Below are 14782 nucleotides of genomic sequence, written 5' to 3'. Positions count from 1 at the left end.
CTGTCCAAGAGGAGATGCAAGAGATGCGGCTCGCCGAACTGAGCAGACGCAGCGGGGTGTCCACCGCGACGATCAAGTACTACCTGCGCGAAGGGCTGTTGCCGCCGGGCCGCAGGCACAACGCGACGACGGCCGAGTACGACGAGGAGCACCTGCGCCGGCTGCGGCTGGTGCGGGCGATGATCCAGGTCGGCCAGGTGCCGGTGGCGAAGGTGCGCGAGGTGCTCGGGCACGTGGACGACGACTCCCTGGGCCGCTCGATCCGCCTGGGCGCGGCGCTGTGGGCGCTCCCTCAGGTGCCGGAGCCGGACGCGGACGACGAGTACGTCCGGGCGGCGCACGAGGAGGTCACCGCGCTCCTGGACCGGCTGGGCTGGGAGAACGCCAGGCGGCTGACGACCATCTCCCCCGCGTACCGCTCGCTGGTGGTGGCGGTCGCCGCGTTCCGCCGGCTCGGCTACGGCTGGGGCGCCGAACAGCTCGCGCCGTACGCCGAGTTGATGCACCGGACCGCGGTGCTCGACCTGGACAACATGGAGACGCATCCGTCGGAGGCGGAGCGGATCGAGTTCGCGGTGCTGGGGGCGATCCTCAACGAGCCGGCGCTCCAGGCGCTGCACCGGCTGGCCCAGGAGGAGGAGGCGGCCCGGCGGTACGGCTTCGAGTGAGCGGGACCGGTGCCGGGTACAGCGAAGGCCCCCCACCGAGGTGGAGGGCCTTCCCGAGGTGTACCCCCGACCGGATTCGAACCGGCGCTACCGCCTTGAGAGGGCGGCGTGCTAGGCCGCTACACAACGGGGGCGTGGACGCTGCGTTTCCGCAGGTCCGAGCTGGTCTACCTGGACTCGAACCAAGACTAACTGAACCAGAATCAGTCGTGCTGCCAATTACACCATAGACCAATGATGGTTTAGACCAGTCAGTACCCCCGACCGGATTCGAACCGGCGCTACCGCCTTGAGAGGGCGGCGTGCTAGGCCGCTACACAACGGGGGCCCTAGCGATCCCGACAAGATCAGGATCAGTACCCCCGACCGGATTCGAACCGGCGCTACTGCCTTGAGAGGGCAGCGTGCTAGGCCGCTACACAACGGGGGCTTTGCAGATAAGCTCTGCGAGCTGGCCTACCTGGACTCGAACCAAGACTAACTGAACCAGAATCAGTCGTGCTGCCAATTACACCATAGGCCACTGGAACTCAAGCCCCTGCGGGGTTCTCGTTCTAGCTTGCTCCTCGGGGCTCCGGCCTTTCGGCCCGTTCCCCTCGGCGCAGGAAGAACATTACCCGAAGGTGGACGGGGCTCCAAAACGAGTATCCGAGCGCAGCAGCGCGGGGAGTTCGGCGAGGCTGGTGATCCGGTGCACGCCCGGCTGAGCGGCGGCCCGCGCGGACGCCGCTGCCCGGTCGATCCACACGGACACCAGGCCGGCCTCGGCGGCGCCCCGCCCGTCGATCTCCGGGTGATCGCCGACGTACGCCACCCGGTGCGGGGGCAGGCCCAGCGCCTCGCAGGCGGCGCGGAAGGCGCCGGGGCTCGGCTTGGAGACGCCCAGCTCGGCGGCGCACAGCACGGCCTCGAAGCGGTCCAGCAGACCGAGGACGCGCAGCTTGCGCTCCTGCACGAGGATGCTGGAGTTGGACAGCACCGCGTGCCGGTGCGTGGCCGCGAGCGCCTCCAGCGCGGGCAGGACGTCCGGGAACAGGCCCCAGGCGACCTCGTAGTGCCCCACGTACCGCTGGAACCAGGCGTCCGCCTCGGCGTCTTCCAGCTCCGCGCCGAGGAATGCCCGTACGCGGTCGCGCCGCTGCTCCTGCCAGCCGCACTCCCCCGCCGCGTGCCGCGCCCAGTGCAGGTCGGTGATCCGCCGCCAGTGGGCGAGCGCGTCCTCCACGGTGCCGTACCGCCCGAGCAGGCCCTCGACGGCCAGGTGCGTCCGCATCCCGTGCCGGTCGGCGGCGGTGTAGTCGAAGAGGGTGTCGTCCACGTCCCAGACCACGGCGTCGATGCTCACGTCTCGACCGTAACGCCGGGTGCCGGGGCGCGTCCGGGGAACGGGCGCGCGGCACCGGCCGGTGAGCGACCTCACACCGCGGGTGCCCGGATGCGCCGAGGGGCGGCACCCGGGGTTCCGGGTGCCGCCCCTGTCGTGCGGCGGGCGGGCGCGGTTACGCGGCCAGCCTGGTCAGGGCCGCGTCGATGCGCTCCAGGGTCTTCTCCTTGCCCAGGACCTCGAGCGACTCGAAGAGCGGCAGGCCGACGGTGCGGCCGGTGACGGCGACGCGGACCGGGGCCTGGGCCTTGCCGAGCTTGAGGCCGTGGGCCTCGCCGGCGGCCAGGACGGCCTCCTTCAGGGACTCGGCCGAGGTCCAGTCCGCGGACTCCAGCTTCTCGCGGGCCGTGCGCAGCAGGGCGTCGGAGCCCTCCTTCATCGCCTTGGTCCAGGACGCCTCGTCGAAGACCGGCTCCGGCAGGAACAGGAAGTCGACGTTCTCGGTGATCTCCGACAGCACCTTCAGCCGGGTCTGCGCGTGCGGGGCGATGGCCTGCCACTTCGCCTCGTCGAAGGCCTCCGGGGCCCAGGGGGCGAAGGGCGCCTTCAGCCAGGTGCGGCAGCGCTCGGTGAACTCCTTCACATCCAGCATGCGGATGTGGTCGGCGTTGATCGCCTCGCACTTCTTCAGATCGAAGCGCGCCGGGTTGGGGTTCACATTGGAGATCTCGAAGGCCTCGACCATCTCCTCGATGGTGAAGATGTCCTTGTCGGCCGAGAGCGACCAGCCCAGCAGGGACAGGTAGTTGAGCAGGCCCTCGGGCAGGAAGCCGCGCTCGCGGTAGAGGTTCAGCGAGGACTGCGGGTCGCGCTTGGAGAGCTTCTTGTTGCCCTCGCCCATCACGTAGGGCAGGTGGCCGAAGGCCGGGATCTGCTTGGCGATGCCCAGCTCCATCAGCGCCTTGTACAGCGCGATCTGGCGCGGGGTGGAGGAGAGCAGGTCCTCGCCGCGGAGCACGTGCGTGATCTCCATCAGCGCGTCGTCCACGGGGTTGACCAGCGTGTACAGCGGGGCGCCGTTGGCGCGGACGATGCCGTAGTCCGGCACGTTCTCCGCGGTGAAGGTCAGCTCGCCGCGCACCAGGTCGTCGAAGGTGATCGTCTCGTCGGGCATCCGGAAGCGGACGATCGGGGCGCGGCCCTCGGCCTGGTACCGCTCGACCTGCTCGGCGGACAGGTCGCGGCAGTGGCCGTCGTAGCCGGAGGGCTTGCCGGCGGCGCGGGCGGCCTCGCGGCGGGCGTCCAGCTCCTCCTGGGAGCAGTAGCAGTGGTAGGCGTAGCCGCCGTCGAGGAGCTTGCGCGCGACGTCGGCGTAGATGTCCATGCGCTGCGACTGGCGGTACGGCGCGTGCGGGCCGCCGACCTCGGGGCCCTCGTCCCAGTCGAAGCCGAGCCAGCGCATCGCGTCGAGCAGCTGGTTGTAGGACTCCTCGGAGTCGCGGGCCGCGTCGGTGTCCTCGATGCGGAACACCAGGGTGCCCTGGTGGTGCCGGGCGAACGCCCAGTTGAACAGGGCGGTGCGGACCAGGCCCACGTGGGGGTTGCCGGTGGGCGAGGGACAGAAACGGACGCGGATGGGAGACGGGGACGGGGTTACCCCCTGCTCGAGCGAAGCCGAGGGCTTGGGGGAGGGTGCGCTAGCCACGCTTGACAACCTTGTTGGTGAGAGTGCCGATGCCTTCGATGGTGACGGCGACGTCGTCGCCGACGTTGAGGGGGCCGACCCCTGCCGGGGTGCCGGTGAGGATGACGTCGCCGGGCAGCAGCGTCATGGCCTCCGTGATGTTGACGATCAGGTCCTCGATGGGGTGGATCATCTCGCTGGTGCGGCCCAGCTGGCGCTGCTCGCCGTTGACGGTGAGCTGCACGGTGAGGTCGTTGGCCCGGGCGAGGTCCAGGTCGGTCTCCACCCAGGGGCCGAGCGGGCAGGAGCTGTCGAAGCCCTTGGCCCGGGCCCACTGCTTCTCGCGGCGCTGGATGTCACGGGCGGTGACGTCGTTGGCACAGGTGTAGCCGAAGATCACGTCCTTGACGCGCTCGCGGGGCACCTCTCGGCACATACGGCCGATGACGACGGCCAGCTCGGCCTCGTGGTGCAGCTCCTGCGAGAACGACGGGTACTGGATCTCGTCACCGGGGCCGATGACCGAGGTGGACGGCTTGAAGAAGGCGAACGGGGCCTCGGGCGCCTCGTTGCCCAGCTCCCGGGCGTGTTCCGCGTAGTTGCGGCCGAACGCCACGACCTTGTTGGGGAGGACCGGGGGGAGCAGCCTGACCTTGCTCAGCGGCACCTTCGTCCCGGACAGCTCGTGGTCGGCGAAGGGGATGCCCTTGATGATGTCGAGGACGAGTTCGTCCTGCTTGTCGCCCTCGACCGCGCCGAAGGCTACGTTCCCGTCGATGGAGAACCTGGCGATGCGCACGGGTGCTTGCGCCCCTCACTGAGAACCGGCGTACTGACGCCCAAGGTTAACCGGTCGGGCGGCCCGGCGTTCGGCCGGGAGTGCATGGCGAGGTGTTTTTCCGGCGCCGTAAAGCGCTTAACGGGAATTCCCGTTTCCGGCGTTTTCGGGGGCGCGGCGGTCGCCTCGCGGGACGGCCCGTGGCCGCGTGACCTGCGGCGATGACATCCCGATCGGCCTGGCGGCCGAGGCCGGGAAGGGCGCGGCGGCCCGTGTCGGCACCGCGGATAAACCCGGCGGCGCGAATGCGCCGGAAAAGAGTGCGACGGCCCGTCCGCCGATCCGTCCACCGAAAAGACGAGCGCGGCCCGGAAGATCATCATCAGTGGTTGATGATCTTCCGGGCCGCGCCGGGTACCTCCGCGGGGTGTCCGCCGGTCACTCGCCGGCCGGGGCCGCCGCGGGCTCGGGGACGTCGACCAGGATGGTGCGACGGGGGTTGGCCGTCTGGGCGGGGAGTTCGACGGACTGCTCCGGCAGCGCGGGCGTCTGCAGTTCGCCGGCGTCCTTGAGGTGCGCCAGGGTCGTGCGTCGCGGGTTGGCTATCTTGTGGAACATCATCGTCGTCTTCACGGTTGTACGAGTCCTAGTCCTGTGTCGGCGGATGCCAGAGCGGCGTGACAGATACGTCCCTCATGTAAAGCGTCAGGCTAAACATCCGATTCCCCGACGAACTCGCCAACCGGCCTCGATCTTCGTGTGATTTTGCTCACCAGCTCGCGGGCAAACCGGTCAATTCCGGCCGACAACCCGCCCTAGCGAAACGGACATTGGGGTCTGGAACCCACCATTCCGCTGCCGATCATGGCGACTCAGACACGTGCCACCGGGCGACGACTCGCAGGGATACGCCCGTTATGGGAGAGATCGACTTCCACGACTGGTGACCGGACACTCACCCCTTGTCACAGTTGTCACAGCTCGCCACTCGGCCCTTGTTGGAGATCCGGCACTGTGCTGGAATTCCACGGACCGCCGCGGGATCGAGCCGGCGCGCAGGGGGCGCAACGCAGCGCCGAGTGGCGGCGAGACAAGGGGGAACCAGCGCCGGTCACTCAAGACCACCGGGGGGCGTTTTCAGGGCGCCCGCCACGACGCCGACACCGTGTTCCTCCGTTCACGCGGAGGGGCGCCTGGTCCAGAGGTTGCGACGCTAGTGCAGGGACGTTTCAAGAGGGATGGCAGCGCTTCGGCGGAGCCGGAGGCGCACGACGGGACTGGCCCCGGCAAGGGCAGCGCCTCTCCCCAGCACGCCCAGAACCCGGGCCCGGCCCCGTCCGCGGACGGCGGTGAGCGCAGCCGCCCCGGCGCTTCGGCCCCCTCCGCCGCCCAGGGCGCCGCGAAGTCCGGTGGCCCCGCGCCGGCCGTGAAGCCCGCGTCGGCCCCCTCCGGCACCGGCTCGCGCATGGCCCTGCGCAACTGGCGCATCTCCACCCGTCTGGTCTCGCTGCTCGCCCTCCCCGTGGTGGCGGCGACCTCGCTGGGCGCCCTGCGCATCAACGAGAACCTGAACGACATCCAGCAGCTCGACAACATGAAGCTGCTGACGGACATGACCAAGCAGGCCACCGAGCTGGCCGCCGCGCTCCAGGAGGAGCGCGACCAGTCGGCCGGTCCCCTGTCGCACGGGCTCAGCGCCAGCGACTACACGGTCAAGGGCTACCAGCAGAAGACCGACCGGGCCCGCGCCAACTTCCTCGACGCGTCCGAGCAGATCGACGAGGCCAGCAAGAACGGCCAGTTGCAGGGCGTGCGCGACGCGCTGGTGGGCCTCGCCAACCAGCTGGACGACCTGGCGAAGATCCGCCGGTCCGCCTATGAGTCCAAGGCGAACTCGTCCCAGACGATCGAGTCCTACCACCGGCTCATCACCCAGCTGATCGACCTGTCCCAGGACATGGCCGAGGCGTCCAGCAACCCGGAGATGATCTCCCGCACCCGCGCCCTGGCGGCCTTCTCCACCGCCAAGGAGTACGCGTCCGTGCAGCGCGCCACCATCGCCGCGGCGCTGCCCTCGACCACCTCCAGCAAGGCGAACCTCTCGGAGAACGACCGCCTCTACGGCGAGTCGGCGTACGAGAGCGAGAACTCCGAACTCGCCATCTTCCGCAAGATCTACGCGAGCCAGAACGCCGAGGAACTGCTCAAGCCGATCGACGAGGGCAACCCGACGATCGAGTCCGCGGACACCTACGCCAAGCGCGCCTTCGAGCAGCGCGGCGGTCTCGCCGACCTGCCCCCGCGGTCGTACCGCGACTGGGTGGACGACAGCTCGACCAAGATCGAGCAGATGAAGAAGATCGAGCACACGCTGCTCGAGGACATGGAGCAGAAGGCGCGCGAGCTCAAGAGCGCCACCCAGCGCGACGCCATCATCTCCGGTGCGCTGATCCTGCTGGTGCTCGGTGTCTCGCTGGTCGGCGCGTTCGTCGTGGCCCGCTCCATGATCCGCTCGCTGCGCCGGCTCCAGGAGACCGCCACCAAGGTCGCCCAGGAACGCCTGCCCGAGCTGGTCAAGCACCTGTCGGAGTCCGACCCGCAGGACGTGGACACCTCCGTGGAGTCGGTCGGTGTGCACTCCCGGGACGAGATCGGCCAGGTGGCCGCGGCCTTCGACGACGTGCACCGCGAGGCGGTCCGCCTCGCCGCCGAGCAGGCCCTGCTGCGGGGCAACGTCAACGCGATGTTCACCAACCTCTCGCGCCGCTCGCAGGGCCTGATCCAGCGTCAGCTGTCGCTCATCTCCGAACTGGAGTCCCGCGAGGCCGACCCGGACCAGCTGTCCTCGCTGTTCAAGCTGGACCACCTCGCCACCCGTATGCGCCGTAACGGCGAGAACCTCCTCGTCCTCGCGGGCGAGGAGCCCGGCCGCCGCTGGACCCGTCCGGTCCCGCTGGTCGACGTGCTCCGCGCCGCCGCGTCCGAGGTGGAGCAGTACGAGCGCATCGAGCTGGCCTCCGTGCCGACGACCGAGGTCGCCGGCCGGGTCGTCAACGACCTCGTGCACCTGCTCGCCGAGCTGCTGGAGAACGCCACCTCGTTCTCCTCCCCGCAGACCAAGGTCAAGGTCACCGGTCACGCGCTGCCCGACGGCCGGGTGCTGATCGAGATCCACGACACCGGCATCGGTCTGTCCCCGGAGGACCTGGCCGCGATCAACGAGCGGCTGGCCTCGCCGCCCACCGTGGACGTCTCCGTCTCCCGCCGCATGGGTCTGTTCGTGGTCGGCCGGCTGTCCCAGCGGCACGGCATCCGCATCCAGCTGCGCCCGTCCGACTCCGGTGGCACGACCGCGCTGGTCATGCTGCCGGTGGACGTCGCCCAGGGCGGCAAGAAGCCGGCTCCGGGCAAGCCCGGCGGGCCCGGCGCGAGCGGCGGTCCGGCCGCCGCGCAGGCGGCCGCGGGTGCCGCGGCGGCCCGGCGCGGTGGCGCGGGCGGCGGCCAGGGCGGTGGGCTGCTCGGTTCCGGCCCCGGCTCGCGCGGCCAGGTCGGCGCCGGCCAGGGTCCCCGGGCCGCGCTGCCCGGCACCGGCCAGGGCGGCGGCCGGCCGAACGGCCCCGGCGGCCCGCGCGGTCCGCAGCGCGGCGGCCCTGGCTCCCCGGCCGGCTTCGGCGCGCAGGCGCCGGGCGGTCCGCAGGGTCTCCAGGCCGCCGATCCGGCCGGCCCGCAGCAGGACCTCTTCTCCGGCCGCGGCCCGCAGCGCGGCTCCGGCGACTCCGGCGAGCAGGGCCGCCAGCCCCAGCTGCCGGCGCGCGGCGGCCCGCGCGCCGAGCTGCCCGGCGGCGACGCCCGGCGCACCCAGGACTGGAACGACGGCCGGGCCTCGCTGGACACCCCGCGCGGCCACGACGAGCAGGACCCCTCGGGCACCGCGCCCATGCCGCGGATCGACGACCGGCAGGGTCCGGGCTCGACCGCGGAGATGCCCCGGGTCGACGCCCAGAGTCCCGGCGCCACGGGCGAGTTCGCTCGCCCGGAGCTGCCCGGCACCCCCGGCTCCCAGGGCACCGGTCAGTTCGAACTCCCGCAGCACACCGGGCAGTTCCCGCACCCCGACGCCGGCCGGCAGCAGTACGGCCGTCCCGAGGCGGCGCAGGACACCGGCCAGTACCAGCGCCCGGACGCCCCGCACGACACCGGGCAGTACCAGCGCCCCGACGCCGGGTACGACACGGGCCGGTACCAGCGCCCCGAGGAGACGGGCCAGTACCAGCGCCCCGACGCCCCGCACGACACCGGGCAGTACCAGCGCCCCGACGCCGGGTACGACACGGGCCGGTACCAGCGCCCCGAGGAGACGGGCCAGTACCAGCGCCCGGACGCCGGTCAGCACACCGGCCAGTTCCCGCAGGCCGAACCCCCGCGGCAGACCGGGCAGTTCCCGCGTCCGGACGGCGCTCAGGCGCCGGGCCGGTTCGGCGGTGCGAACGGCGGGCAGGGCGACGGATCGTTCGTGCGCTCCGACATCTTCGGCACGCCCGCGCGGCAGGAGGAACCGGCCCAGGACACCGGCCGGTTCGCGGCCCCGCAGAGTTACGACGGCGGTTTCGGCGACAACGGCACCGGTCGGCACGCGCTGCCCGGCCGCCAGGACCCCGCGCAGACGGGCCGGTTCGAGCGCCCGCAGCCGCCGGCCCGCGACGACTTCGGCGCCCCGCGCCCGCCGGCCCCGCAGCCGGCCCCGGCCCGCCAGGAGCCGGAGGCGCTGCCGCCGGCCAGCGGTCCCGGGGACGGTCGCACCCCGCTGTTCGACACGCTGGAGACCAACTGGTTCCACGGCGGTGGCGGCCAGCAGCAGAACCCGCCGGCTCAGCAGCAGCCGCAGAACCCGCAGCGCCCCGCCGACACCACCGGCTCCTGGCGCACCTCGCCGAACGACGAACTCGTGCGACAGGCCGAGCGGGTACGCCAGCCCGCCTCGGGCGGTGTCACCACTTCCGGCCTGCCACGCCGGGTGCCCAAGGCCAACCTGGTCCCGGGCACGGCTCAGCAGCAACAGCACCAGGCTGGTCCGCAGGTGTCGCGTGCGCCCGACGACGTACGCGGCCGGCTGACCAATCTCCGTCGGGGCATCGCCCAGGGCCGTCAGGCCGGCAGCGGCCAGACCGGCAGCTACCCGAGCCCCACTCACCAGCAGGAGCGTTAGTTGAGTCCGATGAGCCAGGCGGCACAGAACCTGAACTGGTTGATCACCAACTTCGTGGACAACACCCCCGGGGTGTCCCACACGGTGGTGGTCTCCGCCGACGGCCTGCTGCTGGCGATGTCCGAGGGCTTCCCACGGGACCGCGCGGACCAGCTGGCGGCCGTCGCCTCCGGGCTGACCTCGCTGACCGCCGGGGCGTCCCGGATCTTCGAGGGCGGCACCGTCTCCCAGACGGTCGTGGAGATGGAGCGGGGGTTCCTCTTCCTGATGTCCATCTCGGACGGCTCGTCCCTCGCGGTACTGGCTCACCCGGAGTGCGACATCGGCCTCGTCGGCTACGAGATGGCACTGCTCGTCGACCGCGCGGGAGCGGTACTCACTCCCGACCTGCGCGCCGAACTACAGGGCAGTCTGCTCCACTGACCGGCCCCGGCACCACCCACCTCACCAAAACACCGTCCGGCCGCCACAAACCCCCCACCGGCCCCGTCAGACGGCTTGACTGACCGACTTGCTGTCCCGCCCGGAGGATCCATGACCCCGCCCACCGCCCATCACGATCCGTACGCGGAACCGTACGGCGACGAGGGCGACCAGCCGCTGGTGCGGCCGTACGCCATGACCGGCGGCCGGACCCGGCCGCGGTACCAGCTCGCCATCGAGGCGCTGATCAGCACGACGGCCGACCCGGCGGCGCTCATGGGGCTGCTCCCCGAGCACCAGCGCATCTGCCACCTGTGCCGTGAGGTCAAGTCGGTGGCGGAGGTCTCCGCACTGCTGAACATGCCGCTCGGCGTGGCCCGGATCCTGGTCGCCGACCTCGCCGAGGCCGGCCTGGTCGCCGTGCACCAGCCGGGCGGCGACGAGAACAACGGCGGCGCACCGGACGTGACGCTGCTCGAAAGGGTGCTCAGTGGACTTCGCAAGCTCTGACGCGGGCCGGGCCACCACCTCGGCGAAGATCGTGGTGGCGGGCGGCTTCGGCGTGGGCAAGACCACGTTCGTCGGCGCCGTCTCGGAGATCAACCCGCTGCGCACAGAGGCCGTCATGACCTCGGCGTCGGCGGGCATCGACGACCTGACCCACACCGGAGACAAGACCACCACCACGGTGGCCATGGACTTCGGCCGCATCACCCTGGACCAGGACCTCATCCTGTACCTCTTCGGCACCCCGGGGCAGGACCGCTTCTGGTTCATGTGGGACGACCTGGTCCGCGGCGCCATCGGCGCGGTGGTCCTCGTCGACACCCGCCGGCTCGCCGACTGCTTCCCGGCCGTCGACTACTTCGAGAACAGCGGGCTTCCGTTCGTCATCGCGCTCAACGGCTTCGACGGCCATCAGCCGTACTCCCCGGACGAGGTGCGCGAGGCACTGCAGATCGGGCCCGACACCCCGATCATCACCACCGACGCCCGCCACCGTGCCGACGCCAAGAGCGCGTTGATCACGCTGGTGGAGCACGCGCTGATGGCGCGGCTGAGGTAACACTCAAGTACAACGCCCCGTACGGCAGTTGTCGTAGGAGTGCGGGAGCCGACTGTGGCCTTTGACACGGTCGGCTCCGGTGTTCATAACAGTTCGGCAGAGGAATCGCCGAAGTTCACCACGCGACGCGGTCGAACGATGCCGCTGCGCGCACAATTGCCCCGCCTTTTGGCGGGGCTCGCTCTTTATGACCGTTTTATCTCTCACTTACAACGGGGCGGTCACACGGTCTCCACTGTTTGGAACTGCGCTGGTCCACGTGCTGGAATGCCTGAACTGCCCCATGGTCAAAGACGTAGCGAGCGATCGATGACGAACCGGGCTCTGAGAGACTGCGGCACGAGGTAGGTGCCGACCGCCGAGAGGTTGTTGGTCGAGTGAGGCGAAGCAAGAACGGTCCCGAGCCGTCGGCACGGGGCAACTTCACCCCGCCGCCGCGCGCCGCGGCGCCCACCCCGGCGCCCGCGGAGCCGACGGCCGCGCCCGCGCCCCGCGGCGGCCGTCTCTCCCCGCGCAACTGGCGGGTGCCCACCCGTCTGAACGCGATCCTCCTCATACCCGCCGCCGTCGGCCTCGTCATGGGCGGCTTCCAGGTCAACAACTCGATCGACACCTGGCAGCAGGCCCGCGACGCCGAGAACACCGCCCGCCTGGTGCGCGCGGCCCTCACCTATGCCGACGCCGTCGAGAACGAGCGCGACATCACGGCCGAGCCGCTGCTGCTGAACAAGAAGGACGCCAAGAGCAAGGCCGCGATCGCGAACGCGCGCAAGGCGACCGACGAGGCCGCCGCCGGCTTCGACGCGGCGACGAAGAGCATGCCGCACACGGCGGGCCTGGAGCGCCGCCTCAAGCTCTTCCGCAAGGCCGAGCCCGAGATCAAGGAGCTGCGCAAGACCGCGTACACCTCCAAGCTCACCGGTGTGCAGACGGAGGAGCGCTACGTCGACGTCGCGCACCCCCTGATGGAGTTCGCCAACGAGCTGGGGCTGGGCACCGGCAACATCACCTCGTACGGCCGTACCGTCTACGCCATGTCGCTGACCAAGGCGGCGCTGTCGCTGGAACGCTCCATCGGCATGCATCTGCTGGTCAAGCCGGGTCCGGACGCGCCGAACCTGGCCACCCAGCGGGTCTCCCTGTCCTCGTACGCCTACCTCGAGCGCATCGCGATCGAGGAGTACAAGGGCGGTGGCACCGAGGCCGACTCGCAGGTGCTGGCCGACGCGGAGAAGAAGGTCACGGCGGACGCGGCGGCACAGGCCGCGCAGGCCAGGCAGAGCGACCCGAACTACGTGCCGCCGCCGTCCAACCCGACCAGCATGGTCTCGGCGCTGGCCACGCTGAAGGACACCAGCCCGGCCGCCCGGGACGCGCTCGCCGCGAACGGGGTCACCGCCGAGAACTGGTGGGCGGTGAACACGCTGAAGTACCAGGCGTACCGCACCATCGAGTCGGACATGGCCGACAAGGCGGTGACCGAGGCGTCCGGCATCGCCGACGACGCCAAGACCTCGGCGCTGATCACCGGTACCGTCGTGGTGCTCGCCCTGCTGCTGGCGTTCTTCCTGGCCGGTGCCGTCGCCCGGCAGATGAGCCGCTCGATGCGCCAGCTGCGCAACGCCGCCTTCGGCATCGCCGAACAGCGTCTGCCGATGCTGGTCGACCAGCTCTCGCGCACCGATCCCGGCCGGGTGGACACCCGGGTCGCCCCGATCCCGATCCACACCAAGGACGAGATCGGCGAGGTCGCCCGCGCCTTCGACCAGGTCCACCGCGAGGCCATCCGGCTCGCCTCCGAGCAGGCCCTGCTGCGGGGCAACATCAACGCGATCTTCACCAACCTCTCGCGCCGCAACCAGTCGCTGATCGAGGGCCAGCTGACCCTGATCACCGACCTGGAGAACAACGAGGCCGACCCGGACCAGCTGGAGAACCTCTTCCGGCTGGACCACCTGGCCACCCGTATGCGCCGCAACGGCGAGAACCTCCTCGTCCTCGCGGGCGAGGAGCCCGGCCGCCGCTGGGACCAGCCGGTCCCGCTGATCGACGTGCTGCGCGCCGCCTCCTCCGAGGTGGAGCAGTACGAGCGCATCGAGCTGTCCGGTGTTCCGGAGGCCGAGATCCACGGCCGCGCGGTCACCGACCTCGTGCACCTGCTGGCCGAGCTGCTGGAGAACGCCACCACGTTCTCCTCGCCGCAGACCAAGGTGCGCGTCACCGCGACCCGGCTGCCCGACGGCCGGATCATGATCGAGATCCACGACAAGGGCATCGGCCTGACCGCCGAGGACTTCGCGGACATCAACCACAAGCTGGCGAACCCGCCGACCGTGGACGCCGCGATCTCCCAGCGCATGGGCCTGTTCGTGGTCGGGCGGCTGTCCGACCGGCACGGCATCCGGGTCCAGCTGCGCCCCTCCGGCGAGCAGGCCGGCACCACCTCCCTGGTCATGCTGCCGGACGCGATCACGCACGGCGGTGGCGGCGAAGCCCCGCTGGAGCGCGACGAGTTCACGGTCTCGCAGATCCTCCCGGAGCAGCAGTTCCGGTCCGAGGCCCCGCAGCCGCAGCAGCCGCTGCGCACCGCCGCCGAACTCGGCTTCGACGACAGCCGGTACGGGGAGGTCCCCGACGACCCGCGCGAGCTGGACCCGGTCGGCCGCTCCCTGCTGCGCGAGGGCCGCCGTGCCGCGCTGGAGGCCCAGGCCCAGGAACAGCAGCCGGCCGAGCAGCAGCACGACACCGCGAAGACGTACGCGGACCCGCTGTTCGACGGGCAGAGCACCGGCTACCACGAGCAGCCGCAGCAGCCTCAGCAGCCGTACGCGGAGACTCCGTACCAGGAGGCTCAGTACCAGGAGACTCCGTACCAGGAGGCCGCGTACCAGGAGCCGTACACCGAGACGCACTCGGCCTCGTACGAGCGGCCGTACGACGAGCAGTTCTACGCGCCGAACGGTCAACCGGCGGGCGCCGACGGCTACTCCGCGAACGGCGGTTACCCCCAGAACGGGTATGCGGAGCCGGTGCAGAACCCCGCCTACCAGGGCGAGTGGCAGCAGCAGGACGGCTACCAGAACGGCTACCCGGCCCCCTACGCTCCGGAAGCGGAATCCTCGCAGGCCGCTGACGCGGGTGAGCAGAACCGCGTAGGCTTCGACAGTCCGGGAACGGCTTCTCCCGCCGCACACGAGCTGACCGACGCCGGGCTGCCCCGCCGGGGCTCCGCCGCGAGCGGTGCCGACGGCGCGAACGGCGCGGGACGTGTGCAGCAGGAAGCGCCGGCTCCCGTGGCGCAGACGGCGGAGACCGCGCCGGGGAACAGCGGTGAGGGCGACTGGCGTTCGGCCAATGACGAGCGCTGGCAGCAGGCCTCCCAGCTGCGCAAGCCCAAGGCAGGCGGGGTCACCGCCTCCGGGCTGCCGCGGCGGGTGCCCAAGGCCAACCTGGTCGAGGGCAGCGCCGAATCGACCCCCCAGGGAGGCCCCCAGGTCTCCCGCGCCCCGGAGGACGTCCGGGGCAGGCTGAGCAACCTGCGCCGGGGCGTCCAGCGCGGACGCAACGCAGGAACTGATACGAACGGCCAGGGCTTCGGTCCTGACAGCACCTACAACCAGGAGCGTTAGTGTG

The 14782-nt window shown here is 71.0% G+C and carries 10 protein-coding genes and 5 tRNA genes; 6 read left to right on the top strand and 9 right to left on the bottom strand.

Features of this window, described 5'->3' with window-relative positions; genetic code table 11:
- Positions 1–23 precede the first annotated feature (23 nt).
- Positions 24–668: a MerR family transcriptional regulator gene (locus ACSP97_RS25170; protein WP_355528946.1), complete on the top strand. Its 645-nt coding sequence runs from the start codon at positions 24–26 to the stop codon at positions 666–668.
- Positions 669–729: 61 nt separating this feature from the next.
- Here ACSP97_RS25170 and ACSP97_RS25165 read toward each other — a convergent pair.
- The 9 genes from ACSP97_RS25165 to ACSP97_RS25125 form a co-directional block, all read right to left on the bottom strand.
- Positions 730–802 (bottom strand) — tRNA-Glu (locus ACSP97_RS25165).
- Positions 803–830: 28 nt separating this feature from the next.
- Positions 831–902, bottom strand: a tRNA-Gln gene (locus ACSP97_RS25160).
- Between the two features lie 21 nt (positions 903–923).
- Positions 924–996: transfer RNA gene (locus ACSP97_RS25155), tRNA-Glu, on the bottom strand.
- Between the two features lie 29 nt (positions 997–1025).
- Positions 1026–1098, bottom strand: a tRNA-Glu gene (locus ACSP97_RS25150).
- Between the two features lie 21 nt (positions 1099–1119).
- A tRNA-Gln gene (locus tag ACSP97_RS25145) sits at positions 1120–1191 on the bottom strand.
- Positions 1192–1281: 90 nt separating this feature from the next.
- Positions 1282–2013 (bottom strand): HAD family hydrolase, encoded by a 732-nt coding sequence (locus ACSP97_RS25140; RefSeq protein ID WP_440554362.1) that lies wholly within the window; start codon positions 2011–2013, stop codon positions 1282–1284.
- A 154-nt stretch (positions 2014–2167) separates the two neighbouring features.
- Positions 2168–3697 carry a glutamate--tRNA ligase gene (gltX, locus tag ACSP97_RS25135; protein ID WP_440554360.1) on the bottom strand — a complete coding sequence of 510 codons (1530 nt, stop codon included), beginning with the start codon at positions 3695–3697 and terminating at the stop codon, positions 2168–2170.
- Positions 3690–4475 (bottom strand): fumarylacetoacetate hydrolase family protein, encoded by a 786-nt coding sequence (locus ACSP97_RS25130; protein WP_355151611.1) that lies wholly within the window; start codon positions 4473–4475, stop codon positions 3690–3692. The genes gltX and ACSP97_RS25130 overlap by 8 nt, the downstream gene beginning before the upstream one ends.
- 417 nt (positions 4476–4892) lie before the next feature.
- Positions 4893–5087: a hypothetical protein gene (locus tag ACSP97_RS25125; protein ID WP_180329259.1), complete on the bottom strand. Its 195-nt coding sequence runs from the start codon at positions 5085–5087 to the stop codon at positions 4893–4895.
- Between the two features lie 583 nt (positions 5088–5670).
- Here ACSP97_RS25125 and ACSP97_RS25120 point away from each other — a divergent pair.
- From ACSP97_RS25120 to ACSP97_RS25100, 5 genes are all read left to right on the top strand, one after another.
- Complete coding sequence (locus ACSP97_RS25120; RefSeq protein WP_440554357.1) at positions 5671–9660, top strand: nitrate- and nitrite sensing domain-containing protein; 3990 nt, start codon at positions 5671–5673, stop codon at positions 9658–9660.
- Positions 9661–9669: 9 nt separating this feature from the next.
- Positions 9670–10083, top strand: a complete 414-nt coding sequence (locus ACSP97_RS25115; RefSeq protein ID WP_355151748.1) for a roadblock/LC7 domain-containing protein — start codon at positions 9670–9672, stop codon at positions 10081–10083.
- Positions 10084–10194: 111 nt separating this feature from the next.
- Positions 10195–10593: a DUF742 domain-containing protein gene (locus tag ACSP97_RS25110; protein ID WP_070022334.1), complete on the top strand. Its 399-nt coding sequence runs from the start codon at positions 10195–10197 to the stop codon at positions 10591–10593.
- The gene (locus tag ACSP97_RS25105; protein ID WP_070022335.1) at positions 10574–11149 is read left to right on the top strand and encodes a GTP-binding protein; all 576 of its coding nucleotides are present in this window, start codon (positions 10574–10576) and stop codon (positions 11147–11149) included. Before ACSP97_RS25110 ends, ACSP97_RS25105 begins: the two co-directional genes overlap by 20 nt.
- A gap of 377 nt (positions 11150–11526) precedes the next feature.
- The gene (locus ACSP97_RS25100) at positions 11527–14778 is read left to right on the top strand and encodes a nitrate- and nitrite sensing domain-containing protein (RefSeq protein ID WP_440554354.1); all 3252 of its coding nucleotides are present in this window, start codon (positions 11527–11529) and stop codon (positions 14776–14778) included.
- Positions 14779–14782 lie beyond the last annotated feature (4 nt).

It is taken from the genome of Streptomyces sp. SCPE 10 (assembly GCF_051980735.1).
In the GTDB taxonomy this organism is placed as follows: Bacteria; Actinomycetota; Actinomycetes; order Streptomycetales; family Streptomycetaceae; genus Streptomyces; species Streptomyces misionensis.
Note: the sequence above shows the minus strand (reverse complement) of the source record. Positions and strands in the feature narration are given on the sequence as shown.